The sequence below is a fragment of the Nocardiopsis sediminis genome (assembly GCF_042650565.1).
GTDB lineage: Bacteria > Actinomycetota > Actinomycetes > Streptosporangiales > Streptosporangiaceae > Nocardiopsis_B > Nocardiopsis_B sediminis.
The window spans coordinates 1-17,827 of sequence record NZ_JBHSBH010000005.1 but is presented as its reverse complement, the minus strand read 5'-3'; the positions used below and the strand labels follow the sequence as shown (position 1 = coordinate 17,827).

The 17,827-nt window shown below is 71.6% G+C and carries 12 protein-coding genes and 1 pseudogene; 3 read left to right on the top strand and 10 right to left on the bottom strand.

Annotated features, from left to right (window positions below):
* Nucleotides 1-86: 86 nt before the first annotated feature.
* Nucleotides 87-812, top strand: a complete 726-nt coding sequence (locus tag ACFOVU_RS07640; RefSeq protein ID WP_378531616.1) for a hypothetical protein — start codon at nt 87-89, stop codon at nt 810-812.
* A gap of 136 nt (nt 813-948) precedes the next feature.
* On the opposite strand, the gene ACFOVU_RS07635 is transcribed toward ACFOVU_RS07640, so the two are convergent.
* Entirely contained in the window at nt 949-3,447 is a 2,499-nt protein-coding gene (locus ACFOVU_RS07635; RefSeq protein ID WP_378531258.1) for a serine/threonine protein kinase, read from the bottom strand.
* Between the two features lie 296 nt (nt 3,448-3,743).
* Nucleotides 3,744-4,511: a hypothetical protein gene (locus ACFOVU_RS07630; protein ID WP_378531257.1), complete on the bottom strand. Its 768-nt coding sequence runs from the start codon at nt 4,509-4,511 to the stop codon at nt 3,744-3,746.
* A 500-nt stretch (nt 4,512-5,011) separates the two neighbouring features.
* Between ACFOVU_RS07630 and ACFOVU_RS07625 the strand changes: the two genes are divergently transcribed.
* Nucleotides 5,012-8,341, top strand: a complete 3,330-nt coding sequence (locus ACFOVU_RS07625) for an NACHT N-terminal Helical domain 1-containing protein (RefSeq protein ID WP_378531255.1) — start codon at nt 5,012-5,014, stop codon at nt 8,339-8,341.
* Nucleotides 8,342-8,422: 81 nt separating this feature from the next.
* On the opposite strand, the gene ACFOVU_RS07620 is transcribed toward ACFOVU_RS07625, so the two are convergent.
* The 7 genes from ACFOVU_RS07620 to ACFOVU_RS07590 all read right to left on the bottom strand — a co-directional run bounded on the left by ACFOVU_RS07620 (nt 8,423) and on the right by ACFOVU_RS07590 (nt 16,448).
* Complete coding sequence (locus ACFOVU_RS07620) at nt 8,423-9,613, bottom strand: CapA family protein (protein ID WP_378531254.1); 1,191 nt, start codon at nt 9,611-9,613, stop codon at nt 8,423-8,425.
* Between the two features lie 49 nt (nt 9,614-9,662).
* Nucleotides 9,663-10,814, bottom strand: coding sequence for an RNA-guided endonuclease InsQ/TnpB family protein (locus ACFOVU_RS07615; protein WP_378531252.1), 1,152 nt, complete (start codon nt 10,812-10,814; stop codon nt 9,663-9,665).
* Nucleotides 10,815-11,333: 519 nt separating this feature from the next.
* Nucleotides 11,334-12,284 carry a MerR family transcriptional regulator gene (locus tag ACFOVU_RS07610; protein WP_378531250.1) on the bottom strand — a complete coding sequence of 317 codons (951 nt, stop codon included), beginning with the start codon at nt 12,282-12,284 and terminating at the stop codon, nt 11,334-11,336.
* Nucleotides 12,285-12,377: 93 nt separating this feature from the next.
* Nucleotides 12,378-13,364 carry a helix-turn-helix transcriptional regulator gene (locus ACFOVU_RS07605; RefSeq protein ID WP_378531249.1) on the bottom strand — a complete coding sequence of 329 codons (987 nt, stop codon included), beginning with the start codon at nt 13,362-13,364 and terminating at the stop codon, nt 12,378-12,380.
* Nucleotides 13,365-13,438: 74 nt separating this feature from the next.
* Nucleotides 13,439-13,975, bottom strand: a complete 537-nt coding sequence (locus ACFOVU_RS07600; protein ID WP_378531247.1) for a dihydrofolate reductase family protein — start codon at nt 13,973-13,975, stop codon at nt 13,439-13,441.
* A gap of 23 nt (nt 13,976-13,998) precedes the next feature.
* The gene (locus ACFOVU_RS07595) at nt 13,999-15,204 is read right to left on the bottom strand and encodes a cytochrome P450 (RefSeq protein ID WP_378531245.1); all 1,206 of its coding nucleotides are present in this window, start codon (nt 15,202-15,204) and stop codon (nt 13,999-14,001) included.
* A gap of 227 nt (nt 15,205-15,431) precedes the next feature.
* Nucleotides 15,432-16,448, bottom strand: coding sequence for an aldo/keto reductase (locus ACFOVU_RS07590; RefSeq protein ID WP_378531243.1), 1,017 nt, complete (start codon nt 16,446-16,448; stop codon nt 15,432-15,434).
* A gap of 167 nt (nt 16,449-16,615) precedes the next feature.
* Here ACFOVU_RS07590 and ACFOVU_RS07585 point away from each other — a divergent pair, with 167 nt between their 5' ends.
* Nucleotides 16,616-17,446: a helix-turn-helix domain-containing protein gene (locus ACFOVU_RS07585; RefSeq protein ID WP_378531241.1), complete on the top strand. Its 831-nt coding sequence runs from the start codon at nt 16,616-16,618 to the stop codon at nt 17,444-17,446.
* A gap of 142 nt (nt 17,447-17,588) precedes the next feature.
* Here the strand turns inward: ACFOVU_RS07585 and ACFOVU_RS07580 are convergent.
* Nucleotides 17,589-17,827, bottom strand: a pseudogene (locus ACFOVU_RS07580) (TerC family protein); the annotation flags it as partial.

The following is a 17,827-nucleotide window of genomic DNA, read 5'->3' as shown; positions in this document are numbered from 1 at the left end:
CCGGCGGTGCCGCGGCCGCCCACCTGCTCGGCAACGACCAGGCCACCCGCGCCGCCACCCAGGCCGGCGCCGACTCCACCGCCGCCATGGGCGCCCAGGCCGACCGCACCGCCCAGTACCCCCAGCAGCCCACCGGCGGCTACGGCGACCCCGGAGCGCACCCCAAGACCGCCGTCTACGGCCAGGACGCCGCGGCCGCATCTCCGCCCACCGCCGCCATGCCGGGACAGGGGGGCGACGCCTACGCCGATCTGTACGGCGGCTCGCGGCACGGCGCGGACCAGACCCGCCGCGGAGCCGATGCCGAGCGGCGCCGCCAGGAGGCCGACGAGCTGCGCCGCCGCCAGGAGGAGCAACGCCGCCGGGAGGAGCGCGAGGAACAGCGGCGCCGCCAGGAGGCCGAGCGGGCCCACCGCGAGCGCCTGCGCGCTGAGGAGCAGGCCACCCGGCGGGCCCAGGCGCAGTCGCGCCGCGCCGACCAGCCGAGCCTGTGGAGCTTCGTGAAGCTCATCCCGCTGCTGATCATCCCGATCATCCAGATCCCGCTGGGCTGGGGCGCCTCCTACGCCTGGATGTGGTTCACGACCGAGTCGGGGGTGTGGACCGGGCAGCCGTTCTACTACACCACGATCCTGTCGGCCGACGGCTTCTTCCAGGCGCTGTTCCTGGGCTACTTCCTGCTGAACAACTTTGTGGCGCTGGAGTACCTGATCCGCTCGCTGCGCACCGGGTTCGTCACCGGCATCCTGCTGGCCGGGGCCGTGGTCGCCGCCACCAACGGGGCGCTGTACTACAACGGGTTCTTCGGCTGAGCCCGGCCCCGCCGCCCATGACACAGCGGGCGGCGGGGCGATGACGTGAACGTGCCCGGCCGGGGCTTCCCGGCCGGGCACCGTCGTTCTCGGGGACCGGCCGTCCCCGGGAGGCGGGGATCGTCGGCCCGTCCCGTTATTCGGGCAGGTCGGCGCTTTCCAGGAGCCCGGTCAGGCCGTCGGTCCGGTAGTCGTCGACGATCAGGATCTCCGATTCGGGCAGCAGCCAGTAGCGCTGCTCGTAGTAGCGCGTGGGGCCGTCGGTGCTGACGCCGTCGCCTTCGGCATCGGTGCACGGCACGTTCCAGACGCGGTAGAAGGCGTTGCGCTCGCCGATGGCGGCCAGCGTCTGCACCTCGTCGGCCGGCTCCGACTCCGCCGTCTCGACCGAGGGGTCGCAGGTGTAGGGCTCGGCCCACGGGGCGAACGGGTCGTTCTCGGTGAGCCGTCCGGCCCCGAAGCCGGTGCCGATGCCGCCGGGGCCGAGGATCTTGAGGTGCGGGCACTCGTAGTGCCCGCCCCACCAGTCGGGCCTCCCGCACGGGGTATCGGGGTCGGTGCCCACCAGGAGCCACTCGTCCTCCACCGGGGAGGCCGCCCCGGCGCCGTCGAACTCGGTGGTCTCCCGGGTCACCTCCCAGGACCCGGGCAGCTCCAGGGTCAGGGCGCGGAACTCGACGGTCTGGGGGCCGTTGTCCTCGGCCTCGCCCCATTCGGCGCCGGCGAGGATGTCGTCCATCGCGTCGATGCCGTAGTTGTCGACGACGAGGATCTCCTGCTCGGCCAGCAGCCAGGTGCGCTGATCGAGATAGCGGGTCTCCAGGGGGATGCTGGTGTCGCTGAAGTCGGGGGAGTACATGCAGGCCAGCGAGCCGGTCGAATAGGAGGCTTCGGCGTCTCCCACGGGCCGTTGCGCGTGCTCCCAGTCGCCGTCGCCGCGGTAACGGTCGTCGTCTTGGGTGTACGTCTCCTGGCCCTCGGGGCAGCCGGGAACCTCGCTGGCGGGGTAGTACATGCCCTCGGTGCCGCCGGCGGTGTCGTCGACGCGCCCGTAGCCGACCCCGCCGTACTCGATGCCGGCCGGGCCGAGGACCTTGATGAACTCACACCCCTCCGGCGGGGCGTGGGCGGCCCAGGTCGCTTCCCATTCGACGCCGTCGCAGCCCTCCTGGCCGCCGGGGTAGAGGACCATCCACTCCTCGGTGGGGCCGTTCCCCTGCTCGCGCGGCCCGCCGAACTGGCTCATGACGGTCTCGGCGGTCCAGTCGTCGGGGATCCAGACGGACATGCCGCGGAAGGAGACCTCCTGGCCCTCGCGCTCGGGGGAGGGGGAGGCGGCGGGCTCCTCGGCGCCGAGGGGCAGGATCGGCTCCCCGGTGTAGAGTCGGCCGCCGATCCAGCCCCCGGTGACGACGGTCGTGGCGGTGACGCCGGCGACGATCAGCGCGGTGGCCTTGCTCATCCCGGCGACGGTGCCCGCCCCCGCTGCGGCGGCACCCGCTCCCGCACCGGCCGCGCCCGCGCCCGCGGCACCGGCGCCTGCCGCGCCTGCGCCCGCGGCGGCGGTCCCGGCCATCCCCGTCGCCCCGGCCGCGCCCGCGGCCGCCGCTCCGGTCGTCATGCCGCTGACCACCGCGGCCGAGCCCGACAGCAGCGCCACCGATCCGGCGGCGGCCACCCACGGCCCGAACCCGCGGCCGACGTCGAAGCCGGTCCACGCCCCCGACAGCATCGAGCGCAGCTGCGTGCGCGCGGCGCCGGAGTCCTCGGGGGCGTCGTCGCCGGAGAGTGCCAGGACCTCGCGGAACGCCTCGCCGGCGTCGGGCCGCTCCTCCGGGGTGGCCGCAAGGGCGCGCGTCACCAGCGGCAGCAGGTTCTCGGGGACGCCGTCCAGGTCAAGGGCGGCCGCGCGGGTACGGGCGATCAGGGTCGCGGTGTCGCCGGACCCGAACGGGCCGTGCCCGGTCGCGGCGTAGACGACCAGCCCGCCCCAGGCGAACACGTCGGCGCGCGGCGTGGCCGCCGCCCCGGACAGCCGCTCGGGGGCGATCCAGCCGGGCGTGCCGTACACGCCCGCCTCGGCGTCGCGGTCGCCGGTGCCCCGCGCGATACCGAAGTCGAGGACCCGCGGGCCGGTGGGGGACAGCATGATGTTGGCGGGCTTGACGTCGCGGTGCACGACCCCTGCCGCGTGGACCGCGGCCAGCGCCTCGGCGGTACCGGCGGCGAAGGATCGCAGGGCGTCGCCGGTGAGGACGCCGCTGCCGCGGACGTGCTCGCTGAGGGTGCGGCCGGTGACGAACTCGGTGGCCAGCCAGGGGCGCTCGGCGCCCGGTGCGGCCCCGAGGAACGCGGGCGCGCATTCGGCGTCGACACGGCTGAGCAGGTCGACCTCGCGCGCGAACTGGGCGCGGTAGGCGGGGTCGGCGGCGTGGCGCGGGTGGATGACCTTCACCGCGATCTGGCGTCCGGCGGCGTCGAGCGCGCCGTAGACGGCGCCCATGCCGCCCTCGCCGACCCGGCCGACCAGCTGGAACGGTCCTATGGCGAGCGGATCGCCGGGGACGAGCGGGGAGAATCCCGTGGGAAGGGGGTGGCCGCCGGGGCCGGGGGTACCTGGGGTGGGGGGTGTCATGGTCGTCGTTCCGTCGGTCCAGCCGGGGGAGGGGTTCCCCGCGTGCGACAGAACTATCCCATCTGCGCATTCACCCGACAACGCAGGTCAGCCCGGTCGGTTCCGTTCAGGACCACCGCACCGGCCGCGCGGTGGTGCGGCCGCGGCACGGATCGGAGGCGGTCGCGGTCATCGTCGCCGATCTCCGGCGGACTCGGGGGTCGGATCCATGGAATCGGAAGCATCGTCGCATCTCAGGGGAGCCTCCGCGGGCGACCGGGCGCCCGGTCGCCCGGTCGCCCGTGACGCGCGGACGCTCACGTGAGGGTGTCGCGGAGCCGTGCGAAGGTCTCGGCCAGCTCGCGCAGCGCCGTGGCGGCGGTCTCGTCCTCCCCGGTGACCAGCGGGCGTTGCAGGGAGCCGATCAGCCGGGCCTGCTCGGTCAGGACCTCCGCGGGTCCGGGACGGCCCGCCCGCTGGAGGCAGGCGGCGGCATCGGCGCGCCGGCGGGCTCCCACGCGCACGGCGAAGTGGATGAGGTGCCCCCGCAGGTCGGAAGGGCAGCCGGCGGCCACGGTCGAGGCGAGCCCGGCCGCCGCCCGCTCACTGGAGCGGCCCCCGGCGTCCAGTCTCGCCTTCGCCCGGGCGAGGGCGACCGCCAGGGCGTCGCCGTCGGCGACGGCCCGCACCCGCCGCAAGGAGGACCGCATGGTGAAGGGCGCGCCGTAGGACAGGGGCGCGCGCCATGCGGCGAGCAGATCGGCGATGGCGATGCGCGCGTAGGGGTAGCCCTGCGGATCGTGGGCGGTCACGCCGTCGCGGTCGAAGTCGAGGACGACCAGGTAGTGATCGGCGCCGATCGGCCCGGACATGCCGGGCTGGTGGCGCAGGTGGCCCATCTCGACCGGGCCGACCATCACCGGCCCGCTCCGCAGCGCCGAACGCAGCGTGCCGAGCGCATTTTCCTCGCCGCCGCATTGGACCTTGAACGCCGTCCAACCGAGAGCATCGAGCGCCTCATCGATTCCGATTTCGGGGTCCCATCCGGGGGTGTCGAAAAACGGTATTCCGTCGACGGTCTGCATTCCGAAAGGGCTGCCCGTAACCGTCTCCAGCAGGTCAGTGTTCGGGGCGTGGTCGCCCATCAGCATGGCGATGGAGTTGGAATAGCAATAGGGTCCAGAGCCGATATATGGAAATGATGCGGTACGCGGAACGGTCGTGAATTCTCGGTCCATGACCGTAAGGTGGCATTTTTCGGCCTAATTGGCAACCGTGTCCGTGGCACTCGCGGCTTCCGCTACCGCGGAGCGGGCGCCGCGGTGAGAGTGCCGTCGGGCGTGCGGTCGACGGTGACGCCGAAGGGGTGGCCGCCGGGGGCCGGATCATCCGAACGGCCCCGTGGTTGGCCGGGTGCGGCAATTTCGCCCGAAACGCGCGTGGATCGCCGAAACGATGGCACGCTTACGATCGGTGGCGACGGCGATGCGGTATGGGATCGCGACGCCGAATCGCACGATCACGCGCACGTGGAAGACGACCCCCCGGAGAGGCGTGTATGACCGTGGAGGCAACGGTCCTGGCCATGGCCAAGACCGTCGGCACGCAGGCCGGTCGTCTGTGGCTGGCGCACCGGTCGGCCGAGGACGACCGCTACAAGGACCTGACCGAGCTGATCCGCGTCAACTTCCGGGACGGCATATCGCGCCGGAAAGTCGAGCACCAGATCGACGGGATCGCACTCGCCGTCATGGAACGGCTGCAACCGCTGTGCGAAGGCGAGCTGCGCGGCCTCCAAGAGGAGGACAAGGCGTCTGTCATCGCCGAGGTCACCGAGGCTCTGCGCGAGGCGGACCTCTCCGACGCGGTCGTACTGGGTGCCGACGCCGACGCGGTCAAGCTCGCACGCGATGTGCGTGCGCGCATACCACGCAGAGACCTGAGCTTCGAGCTGGGCGAAGCCGGGGCACGGCTGTTCGACGTCCTCCTCATGGAGTGCTGCGATTGCCTGGTGCGGATCGTGATGGAGCTTCCCCAGTTCGGGCCGCGCGCCACGGCGGAAACGCTCACGCGCCTGTCCGGGCTGTCCGATCAGGTCGCGATGGTTCTCGCGCGGATGCCCCCGCGTTCCCTGGACGCGCCTGAGGGCGCCGACGATGACGAGGAGTTCGGGCGCCGCTATGCCGAGCACATCAGCCGGGTCCTGGACCATGTGGAGCTGTTCGGGGTGCGGGTGCGGCGCTACCGTCCCCAGACCTCGCTGAGTGTGGCCTACATCAGCTTGAGCGTGTCCGGCGACGGACTCCGCCGAACCTCCACGCCGGGCATGGACCGGTTGGCGGGGCATCTGTCCTTGGCCGGTGAGCGGTGGGATGAGGCCGAGCACGGCAGCAACGCCACGGTGCGCGTGGAGACGGCGTTAGGCGACAAGCACCGTACGCTGATCCGGGGCGAGGCCGGGTCGGGCAAGAGCACCCTGCTGCGGTGGCTGGCGATCACCGCCGTGCGCGAGGGCTTCGATGCGGATCTGGCCGGCTGGAACGGATGCATGCCCTTCCTGGTCAAGCTGCGCAGCCACGCTGATGGCGATCTGCCCCGCCCCGAGGACTTCTTGAACGGGACGGCGGATGCGCTGACCGGACTGATGCCGCGGGGGTGGGTGCACCGGCGGCTTAAGTCCGGGAAGGCGCTGCTGCTCGTGGACGGAGTCGACGAGCTCCCCGGTTCACAGCGTCGGAAGGTGCCGGGGTGGCTGCGCGACCTGCTGTCCGCCTTTCCCGGGGTGCGCGTGGTGGTCACCAGCCGCCCAGCCGCCGCCAGCGCCCGCTGGCTGGCCGGGGAGGGGTTCGCCACCGCTCACCTGGAGCCCATGGCCCCGGGCGACCTGCGGGCGCTGATCCGGCAGTGGCACCAGGCGATCGGTGACACCGAGCACCTGCCGTGCGCGGTCGAGGAGCTGCCCGGCTACGAGGGGGCGCTGCTGGCGCGGCTGGAGAGTGCTCCGCACCTGCGGGCGCTGGCCGCTACCCCGCTGCTGGCCGCAATGCTGTGCGCACTCAATCTGGACCACGCCACCCGCTTGCCCCGCGACCGCATGGGGCTGTATGCGGCCACCCTGGAGATGCTGCTGGACCGGCGCGACGGCGAACGCGACATCCCCTCCTTCCAGGACGTGGACCTCGACTACACCCAGAAGCTGCGCATCCTCCAGGACCTCGCCTGGCGCCTGTCCACCTCCCACCGCAGCGAGCTGCCCAAACCCGTGGTCCTGCGCGGGATCGAGGAGAAACTCGCCGCCATGCCGCAGGTGGAGGGAACCCCCGAGGCCGTCGCCGACCACCTGCTCCAGCGCAGCGGCGTGCTGCGCGAACCCGTCGACGGCCGCATCGACTTCGTCCACCGGACCGTCCAGGAATACCTGACGGCCCAACAGGCCGTCTACGACCACGACATTGAATACCTCATCGACCGCGCCCACCAGCCCGGATGGCGCGAGACCATCATCATGGCCGCCGGACACGCCAACGGACCCCAACTGACGGAGCTTCTGACCGGCATCCTCGCGCGAACCACCGACGGCTCGCGCCGCGCCCGCTACATGAAGCTCCTCGCCGCCGCCTGCCTGGAGACCGCCCCGACTGTACCGGTGGAACTCCGCCAGCAGGTCCACGCGTGCGTCGACGACCTCGTACCTCCCCGGGAAAAGAACACCGCCCGCTCCCTCTCCACCGCCGGCGACGTCGTGCTGGATCGGCTTCCAGCAACCCTCGACGGGCTCACCGCCGCTCAAGCGGCGGCAACCGTGCACGCCGCCGCCCTCATCAACGGCCCGCGAGCGCTGAGGAGACTCGTCGGCTACCGCCACGACCCCCGACCCGGAGTCCAGAGAGAACTGCAACGGGCGTGGACCTACTTCGACCCTGACGAATACGCACGACGTGTCTTGGTCGACGCGCCATTGACCGACACGATCGTTCGCGTCGCCACCACTGCGCAACTCCCCTTCTTGCGACATTTGGCGAATATTCGGAAATTGTTCGTGGAAGTCGCTCCCCTTGACGACCTGTCTTTCCTTGATGATGTGCAGGGTTTGGAGAGCATTGGATTTTACGAGGTTCCGGCGCCTGATATCTCGCCGCTGCTTCATCACGCAGAAACGCTCCATGATATCTCCGGTGCGCTGTTCCAGGAAACCGCATCCAGGATATTCGCCGAGCTTCCGATGCTCCGTTCTCTAAATGTCGGGTTTGACGGACTGCGGGATATTAATTTTGTGGACGATTTGCCGCAGTTGGAAGAATTGACCATTCGCGGATTGGATGGTGTCCGCGATTTCTCTCCGATTTCCAGACGGCAGAATCTCGTCTGTCTTTGGCTTATGGATTGCAATCATCTGGTTGATGTAACCCTCCTTCCCCTTGGTGATCAGATGAGAGAGCTGGGGATATATGGTTCCCGATTATCCTGTGGACTGGCGGATATCGTGGCTCAAGCGCCACGGATCGAGCGGCTGAATATCGCCGACTGTCCGTGGATATCCGATATTGAACCGTTGTCTCGTTTGCGGCTTAAATCGTTGGTTATCGGTGGTCGGGTTGACGATATCGGCCCCCTTGCGACGCAGCACCAGCTCGCCGTTCTCATTCTGATTGATTCCGGAGTGGAGGACCTCACGCCGCTGTCTGGCCTGCTCCAGCTGGAGCAGGTCAATCTGGGGAGATGTCGGAACCTCACGGACCTGGCTCCCTTGGCTTCTCTCGGGAAGCTGGACACTCTGGTTCTCACTGATGCGCGGCCCGGACTCGACCTCGCTCCCCTCGCCAGGCGCAGGGGTGTGAGAATCCGTATTCGCGCTGGGCAGGATGTGAGAAACCGTGAATTAGTCCGAGGATCAATAATAGAAGAAATCCCATGAATCTCTGGCAGCTCACTCTCGCTGGAACTGATATCGCCCAGTTCTCGATGACTGCTCGTCGTCGGGTCCGCTGCGTCACGCTCAGGGCGGGTTGGTGGCCGACACGGTGAGCATTCCGTCGGGGGCGCGGTCGACGGTGACGCCGAAGGGGTGGCTGACGCGGTCGAGGGTCGCCCTGAGCCAGTCGGCGTCGGTTGCCAGGGCGGATTCGAGGCGGAGCCTGCGGGCGCGCAGGGGGATCATGCGCAGCGACACCAGGTTGCCGCGCTGTGCGTCGACCGAGGCGAGGTAGACCAGGCGGAGGTCGTCGCGGAAGCGCGCGTATCCGGGGATGCCCTCGTAGTCGTTGACGGTGTCACCGCAGCCGTAGAGGATCAGCCGGTCCCGGTACACCTCGATCGGGCGGGGGTGGTGGGAGGAGTGCCCGTGCACGAGGTCGGCCCCGGCGTCGACCAGCGCGTGGGCGGTCTCCACCAGGTCCGGATCGATGTCATAGCCCCAGTTCGACCCCCAGTGGACGGAGACGACCACGACCGCTCCGGCCCGCTTCTGCTCGCGTATCCGGTCGGCCAGGCCGTCGTCGTTGTCGGCGTCGGCGTCCGTCCCGGCCCGGTCCCGTAGGACCTGGACACCCGGCCGATCGGCGGTGGCGGCCCAGTCGGGTGGGATGCCGCTCGAGGCCATCCCGCAGGAGAACACCGCCACGCGCCCACCGGCGGTGGTGATGACCGCGGGGCGCCGCGCCTCCTCGGCGTCGCGTCCGGCGCCCACGCCGCGCAGTCCTGCGGCGGCGAGTGCGTCCAGGGTGTCCAGCAGCCCTTGGCGGCCGAAGTCCAGCACGTGGTTGTTGGCCAGCGCGCACGCGTCGGGTCGCAGGGCGCCGAGCGCCGGCAGGTTCTCGGGGCTCATCCGGTAGTGCACGGCCTTGCCCGATGCGAACCCGCTGCTGCGGGTCACGCTTGTCTCCAGGTTGATGAGCCGGACATCGGGGGCGAAGCGCTCGGCCGCGGCTAGGACGTCGCCCCACGGCCAGTCGAAGCCGGCCGGGCGGGGGACCGGGCCGTGCGCCGCCTCGGCCAGCGCCACATAGCCGCGCGCGTCGTCGGAACCCGGCTCCCGCAGAAGGGGGTCGAGGGGGTGGGGGAGGATCTGGTCGATGCCGCGGCCGGTCATGACGTCGCCGCAGAGCATCAGGCTGACCTCCTCCCGGCTCTGAAGGGCCGGGGCTCCATCCGCCCGCGTGGTGCGGGCCCTGGTGGGTTCCTGTTTCATCGCGCACCGCCCTGGCTCGGCAGGGTCTTACGCGCGCTCCGCAGGCGTTTTACTTCTCGGCCAGCCCGGCCGCGAAGATCCTGCGCCCTTCGGCGCGGATGTTTGCTTCGGCGTTCTCGTCCCGGTCGTGAGCGGCCCCGCAGGAACAGGTCCATGACCGGATACGCAAGCCCTCGACACCCTTGGGGCCTTCGATGCTGCCGCACGCGGAGCACATCTGCGTACTCGCGAACCAGCGGTCCACCTTGGCGAAGCCGCGCCCGTAGCGGGCGCACTTGGCCTCCAGGGTGCGGGCGAACATGCCCAGCGACTGGTCGTGGACGGACTTGGCGCGCCGGCCCTTCCTCGATCCCATGCCCTTCACGTTCAGGTCCTCCACATAGACCGCTTGGCTGTCGCGGACGATGCGGGTGGTCTTCTGCTCGATGAAGTCGCGGCGCTTGTCCGCGATCCGGGCGTGGATCTTCGAGACGGCAAGCTTGGCCTTCCTGCGGTTGGACGATCCAGTCTCGGCGCGGGACAGCCTGCGCTGGGCACGGCGGAGCTTCTTCTCCTGGCGGCGGAAGAACTTCGGGGAGCTGATTTTCCGGCCCCGCAGTACTGCGTAGGTGGACAGGCCCAGGTCGATCCCAGTCTCGGTTTCCTCCAGATCGAGTTCCGGAAGAGGCGTGTCCTGGGTTTCGACCACGAACGACGCGAAGTAGCGGCCCGCAGCATCCTTGACGATCGTGACCGACGACGGCTCCGAGGGCAGCGGACGCGACCACCGCACCGGCACATCCCCGAGCTTGGCGACGGACAGGCGGCCGTTGTCCTGCAGCTTGAAGCCGTTGCGGGTGAGCCGGATGGACTGCCGTCCCGACTTCTTCTTCATCTTCGGCGGGCCGATCCTGGGCCCCCGCCGTATGCCTCGCTTGGAGGCGAAGAAGTTCCGGTAGGCGGTGTGCAGATCCCTGAGAGACTGGACCAGTGCCACGGATGGGGCTTCCCGCAGCCATTCCCGCTCGGGGGTATTCTTCGCCGCGGTGATGACCGTTTTCTGGAGAGTGCCGTCGGAGATGTACGCTTCGCCGTCGTGCCAGGCCGTCCGGCGTTCGCGTAGCCCGTCGTTGTAGACCACGCGCGCGCATCCGAAGAAGCGCGCCAGATCCCGCCGCTGCGAAGGTGTCGGGTAGATCCGCTCGTTGTAGCGCAGTTTCACGGCTCACCTCCCCGGACCGGTCGCGATCAGCATGCATGGACTCTACTCCGCCTTGGTGACCAATTCTCGGCTTTCCTGTTTTCTTCTGCGGAGCGTTCTGGCTGTCCCAGCCCTGAAGGACCGGGTTTGCGCCAGGGGATCGGGCCGCCACGCCATTCACTCTGCCAGGGGCGGGGCGGGTGCGAGCGCCGCCATGCCGAGGGCGCCGCACGCCGCAACGGGCTGACCACCGTGCGTGCGCCGACTCCCCCGGTGTTCCGGCCGCGCCGCGTCCGTTGCCTGCCTTCCGCGACGTCGCGCCACTGGAGCCGCAGGCCGAGGACGCCGCCGAAACGGAGGCCTCGGCGGCCTCGGCGGACGACGGTCCCGAGCCCGGTCCGCAGCCCGAGGCCGCACCCGTCGGCGGAAAGTAGCCGCACGGGCGGGCGGGGCCGCCACGACGAGCGGTCCCGCCCGCCCATTTCCCGCCCGCCCCGCGCCGGGCGTCCGTCCCCGCCCGGCGCGCGGAGCGGGCGGCGCCTACCCGCGGGCGCTCGCGCGCAGGGCGGCGATGAACCACTCCCAGGTCGGGACCTGCGGCTCGAACGGCGGCCGGCCGTTGACGACGCCCACCAACAGCCAGTACCGCTCCACGCGGGCATCGGTTCCCATGGCGAACCGGTCGGCGAGCCGGAGCCGGCCCTCAGGGGTGTCCTCCTCGCCATAGACCTCCGCAAGGGACTCCACGACCCCGTCGACAACGGCGCGCGCCCGCGCCGACGCCGGATCCGTCCCCGCCGCGACCTCCGGCCCGGCCGCCGCCGTCACCTTCTCCGCGATCTCCTGCGCCGCCGCGCTGGGCCCTTCGAACGTGCCCTCGGCGATCGACCGCGCCTGCGCCTCCGTCATCTCCCGGACCCGCTGCCGGTAGGCGGGGTCGCGGACCAGCTCGGCCAGCTCCACCCAGGCGTCGACCTGCTCGGCGGTCGGGTCGTCGGGCAGGTCCACGGTGACCGAGCGCATGCCCTGGACGAACCGCTCGTCCAGCTCCAGGCCGGTGAAGACGTGGTCGTGGTACTCGTCGATGATGCTCTGCCGCTCCTCGGCGGAGAGCCGGGCGAGCCTGTTCATGAGCGTGATCTCCCGTTCTGTGGGGGTCCGGTGGGCCACGGTGCGCAGCACGGCACGGCGCAGCCGCAGCACGCGGATCTGCGCGTCGAGCGCGTCGGCGTGGGCGGCGGCCACCTCTCCCAGGTCGGCGTCGCGATCGAGGACCGCCCGGATGGTGGCCAGGTCGATCCCGAGGTCGCGGAGCGTGCGCACCAGGTCGAGCCGGGCCACGGCGGCGGCGTCGAAGAGCCGGTAGCCCGACCCGCTGCGTGCCGTCGGCGGCACGATGCCCTGATCGGCGTAGAACCGGATGGTCTTCACCGGCAGACCGGTGCGTCGTGCCAGCTCACCGATGGTGGAGAGGCCGTGTTGCGCGTCCATGGGCACCATCGTGGGGTCTCCCCTCACTGGAGGGTCAAGCGGCGGATTCGCGCCGCGCCGGTCGGGCTCCGGCCCCGGCCCCGGACGTGCCCGTCACCCGCCGTCCGCGGCGTAGAGGCGGGCGGTGGCGCGGGCGTAGCCGGCGAGGGCCGAGCGCAGCTCGGCGGGGGAGAGGACCTCAATGTCGGGGCCGTAGGTGGCGAACTCCGTCAGGGCGAACTCGACCGACTCCACCAGCACCTCGCATTCGCACCACCCGTCGGCGCCGGGCTCGGCCCCTTCGGTGCCCGCGGCGGTCAGCGGCGAGGACAGGTTCCGCACGAGGTCCAGGCCGCGCCGCGTCAGCCGCACCCGGGCCGGCAGGGTGTGCCGGCTCTCCTCGAACTCGCGCGACCACGCCCGCCACTGCGCGGCCAGGTCGAAGCCCTCCGGATGCTCGAACCCCCCGCCCGCGGCGGCGATCTCCCGGATCCGGGAGACGCGGAAGGTGCGCACATCGGCGTGGTGCCCGGAGCGGGTATGCGGCCGGGCGAGGACGTACCAGGCGCCGGCCTTGAGGACGATGCCCAGCGGGTCGAGCGTCCGGCGCACGTCCGTCCCGTCGAACCGGCGGTAGGCGACGTCCACAGTTCGCTGCTCCCAGACCGCGGCGGCCAGGTCCGCCAGGTGCGGGGTGTCGTCGGGTTCGCGCCACCAGGCGGTCGCATCGAGGTGGAACCGCGACCGGACCCGCTCGGCGCGCTCGCGCAGCTCCTCGGGCAGGGCGGCGAGCAGCTTGAGCTGGGCGACCGCCATCTCCGCGCCCAGGCCGAGGTCGCCCGCCGCGCCGGGGACCAGGAACAGCGATTCGGCCTCGCCCCCGGTCAGCCCGGTCAGCCGGGTGCGGTACCCGTCGAGCAGCCGGTACCCGCCCCCGCTGCCGCGATCGGCGTAGACGGGGATCCCCGCCGCGCTGAGCGCTTCGACGTCGCGGTAGATGGTCCGCTCCGACACCTCCAGCTCCTCGGCGAGCCGCGCAGCGGTCATCCGCCCGCGGTTCTGCAACAGCAGGAGCAGGGAGAGCAGTCGTCCGGCGCGCATACCCCCAGTCTGCCGCGTCCGGCTGACACATGCTGTCAGGTAGGCGCGTGCCCGGCCCGCCGACGGCCCGATGGCTACCCTCTCGGCTCGTACCGCATCGCCACCGCCCCGGAGCCGAGTTCCAGCCGGCTCACCGGCTTCAAATCGACGTGCTTCGACAGCCCCGCGAACAGTGTCGGCCCGTGGCCCACGATCCTGGGGTGCACCACGAACTCGTACTCATCGATCAGCCCCAGCTCCGCCAACGCGAGTGGGAGCCGCACGCCTCCGACGAACAGTCCGTTGCCCGGCTCCCGCTTGAGCCGCCGAACGGCATCGGCCAGATCCCCGCGCACGAGTTCCGCGTTCCAATCGACCCGCTCCAGGGTGCTCGACACGACGTACTTCTTCGCCGCGTCGATCGTCCGGGCGAAGGGGTCATCGGGGCTCGTTCCCGCCGGCTGCCGCCATGCCGCCTCCATCATTTCGTAGGTCACCCGGCCCAAGAGCAGGGCATCGGCCCGCTCGAGGTTCCCGGCGTGGTGACGGTGCAGCTCTTCGTCCGCGGAGACCGCACGATGATCGCAGCAGCCGTCCAATGTGATGTTGATGGAGTACCGAAGGGGTCGCATCTCGCGAGAGTACCGACACGGCACTAACCCCGTCTCTCTCCCGGGGTGAAGGTGACCGGCATTTCCTTGATGCCGTTGACGAAGCTGGAGCGCAGGCGGCGGGGCTCGGCCGACAGTGCGATGTCGGGGGTGCGGTCGAGCAGGGTTTCGAAGAGGACGCGCAGTTCCAGGCGGGCCAGGTGGGAGCCGAGGCAGAAATGGGGGCCTCCGCCGCCGAAGCCGACGTGGGTGCCGGGCGGGCGGCCGATGTCGAAGACGTCGGGCTCGTCGAAGGCCTCCGGGTCGCGGTTGGCGGCCGCATAGAAGACGATGACCTTGTCGTTCTCGGCGATCGGGTGGCCGCCGATCTCGGTGTCGCGGGTCGCGGTGCGGCGGAAGGCGTTCACGGGGGTCACCCAGCGGACGATCTCATCGGGTGCGGTCTCCAGCAGGCTGCGGTCGGCCTGGAGCCGGCGCCACTGGGCCGGGTGGCGGGAGAAGGCGAGCATGCCGCCCGATGCCGCGTTGCGCGTGGTCTCGTTCCCGGCCACGGCGAGCAGCACGACGAACATGCCGAACTCCTCCTCGGTGAGCGCCCGGCCCTCCGCGGTCTCCTCCAGCAGCGCCCCCATGATCCCGTCCAGGGGCTCGGTGCGGTGCCGTGCGCCCAGCTCCATCGCGTAGCCGAACAGCGCCATCGTGCCGTCGGCCCCCTCGTACTCGGGGTCGTCCGCGCCTATGGCCTGGTTGGACCAGGTGAAGATGGCGTCGCGGTCCGCCGCCGGGGCGCCCATCAGCTCGCAGATCACGTGCAGCGGCAGCGGGGCGGCGAGGTCGCCGACGAAGTCGGCGCTGCCCTGCTCGATGACGCGGTCGACCATCTCGTGGCAGATCGCCCGGATGCGGTCTTCCAGCCGGGCGATCATCCGCGGCGTGAACCCCCGGCTGACCAGGGACCGGGTGCGGGTGTGCAGCGGCGGGTCCTGGCTCAGCATGATCATCTGGTTGGTGGCCAGGCCCTCCGGTGTCAGCTCGTGCAGCAGCGCGCTGCGCCGCTGCGAGGAGAACACCTCCGGGGCGCGCGACACCGCCACCACGTCGGCGTAGCGGGTCACCGCCCAGAAACCAGGGCCCTCGGGGTCGGGGTGCCAGTGCACGGGTGAGTTCTCGCGCAACCAGGTGAGCTGGGCGAATGGGATGCCGCTGCGCTCGTAGACGGAGGGGTCGTAGACGTCGATCCGAGGGGCCACGGCTCTCACACCTTCACGCGGAGGGGGGATGAAGGAAGAACGTGTTCTTCTTCCTTCCCGGCCGCGCGGGGCCGCACACGGGACCGGCCGATCCCGGCCGGTCCTGCGATCGGCCGGCGGACGGACCGGTCACGGCCGCGACGGCGACCGGTCACGGCCTCCGCAGTGGGCGGATCCGGGGGCCGTCCTCCCCCGGATCCGCCGCGCCCCGCCCCGGGCCGCCCGGATCAGGGCCGAGCGCCGGGATCGACGGAGGCCGTGCCGAACACCCAGGGGTCGGCCTCGCATTCGGCGATGAAGTCGCCGGGGAAGCCGGCCTCGAACGCCGCCGCCGACTCCAGCCGCCGCGCCGCCTCCTCCGGCAGGGCGACGTCGACCGCCCCCATGTTCTCGGTGACCTGTCCGGCGTCGCGCGCGCCGACGATCGGGTGCACGGCCGGGGACCGCGCGAGCAGCCAGGCCAGCGCGACCTGCGCCGGCGTGGCCCCCAGCTCCGCCGCTACCTCCCGCACAGCTCCCGCCACCGCGTGGTCGCGGGGGGTGAGGGAGGCGGGGGCGACCCGGGAGTCGGAGGTCACCGCACCGGGCCCGGTGAACTTCCCCGACAGGACGCCTCCTGCCAGCGGGGCCCAGGCGGCCACGGTCATGCCGGACGCCTCGGCCATCGGCAGCAGCTCCCGCTCCGCGTCGCGCTTGAGCAGGCTGTAGGGCACCTGCACGGCCGAGACCGGTGTCCGGTCCCGCCACTGCGCCAGTGCATCGGCGCGGCTCACGACCCACGCCGGGGTGTCGGAGAACCCCACGTAGAGGACCTTGCCGGCGCGCACGGCGTCGTCGAGGGCCCGCACCGTCTCCTCGACGGGGGTGTGGCGGTCCCACACGTGCACCCAGTAGAGGTCGATGTAGTCGGTGCGCAGCCGCCGCAGGCTGCGCTCCAGCGACAGGATGAGGTTCTTGCGGTGGTTGCCGCCGGCATTGGGGTCGGCCTGGTCGCGGGAGATCGTGTACTTCGTGGACACGACGAAGCGGTCCCTGCGCCCCGTGAGGAGCTCGCCGAGGACGCTTTCGCTCTCGCCGTAGGCCGAGGCGGTGTCGACGACGTTGCCCCCGGCGTCGGCGTAGGCGTCCAGCACGGCGCGGTGGCCCCGCATGCCGTCGGCCCCGCCGCTCTCGTAGAAGCCCATGGCGCCCAGGAACAGCTGCGACACCCGCAGCCCGGAGCGGCCCAGCGGTCGGTAGCGCACAGAGGTCCCGTCCCTTCTCCGGCCCCTGCGGGCCGTTCTCGTCGTCGGTGAACGCGTGCGGGAGACGAGTCTGCCCGCCGGTGCACCGCCGAGGGAGGCCGCGGAGAGACCATCCCTCTCAGGGCCACCCTCGCCGACGGGCGGGCGGCGGAGCCTAGACTCGCCGCATGGCAGACAACGACCTCGGTGCCTTCCTGCGTGCGCGGCGGGAGGCGGTCGCCCCCGCCGACGTCGGGCTGCGCGCCGGGCCGCGCCGCCGCACGCCCGGGCTGCGCCGCGCCGAACTGGCCACGGCCGCCGGGATCAGCGTCGAGTACCTCACCCGCCTGGAACAGGGGCGCGACCGCCGGCCGTCGCCCGAGATCATCGGCGCCCTCGCCGACGCGCTCGGCCTCGCCGCCGAGGAGCGGGTCCACCTGCACCGCCTGTCGAAGGTGGGCGGCGGCTCGGCCTGCCAGTCGGCCCAGCCCCCGGACCGCACGGTGCGCCCCACCGTGCGCGCTCTGCTGGACCGGCTCGAACCCGCCCCGGCGCTGGTCGTCAACCCTTTGGGCGAGGTGCTGGCGTTCACGGGCGGCTACGAGCGGCTCGCCGGGCCGCTCGGACTCCTCGACGACCGGCCACCGAGCCTCACGCGGTTCGTCTTCACCGACGACCGGGCGCGGGCGGCCTTCCCCGACTGGGAGCGCATCGCCGACGAGCGGGCCGCCGACCTCCGGGCCGCGGCCTCCCTCGGCGACGGGCACGCCGCGATGCTCGCCGACGAGCTCGCCGTGGTGGCCGGGCCCTGCTTCAGCGGGCGCTACGCGTCGGCCGCCGCGTTGCCCGGGCGCACGGGCGTGGAGCGGTGGGCCCATCCCCGGGCGGGCGAGGTGTCACTGGCCTACGAGACCCTCGATCTCCCCGGCCCCGCCGAGCAGCGCCTGACCGTCTACCTCCCCGCCGACGGCGCGGCCGAGAGCGCGCTCGCCCTCCTGGCCGCCGAACGGGTCGGCTGACCGGCCGGAGGGTCCGCACAAGACGAGGAGGCGGGCGGCATCGCCGCCCGCCTCCTCGTCCGCCCGTGTGCGCGGCCCCCGGCCGGGGCCCGCTCGGGCTCAGGTGGTGCTGTTCGTCCCGTCCGGCGCGTGGTGCGCGCGGTCAGGTGCTCGCGCCGTCGCTGTCCTTCCCGGAGGCCTGAACCGCCTCGTCGGTCACGGCCTCGTCGGTCACGCTCTTGGCCTGCACATGGCGGGTTTTGTAGAGGCTGGCGATGGTGGTGATGGCGAGGGTGGCGACGATGACGACGAGGCTGAGGGTGGTGGGGATTTCGGGGACGGGCAGGGCGGTGGTCTCGTGGATGGCGTGGAGGATGAGTTTGACGCCGATGAAGCCGAGGA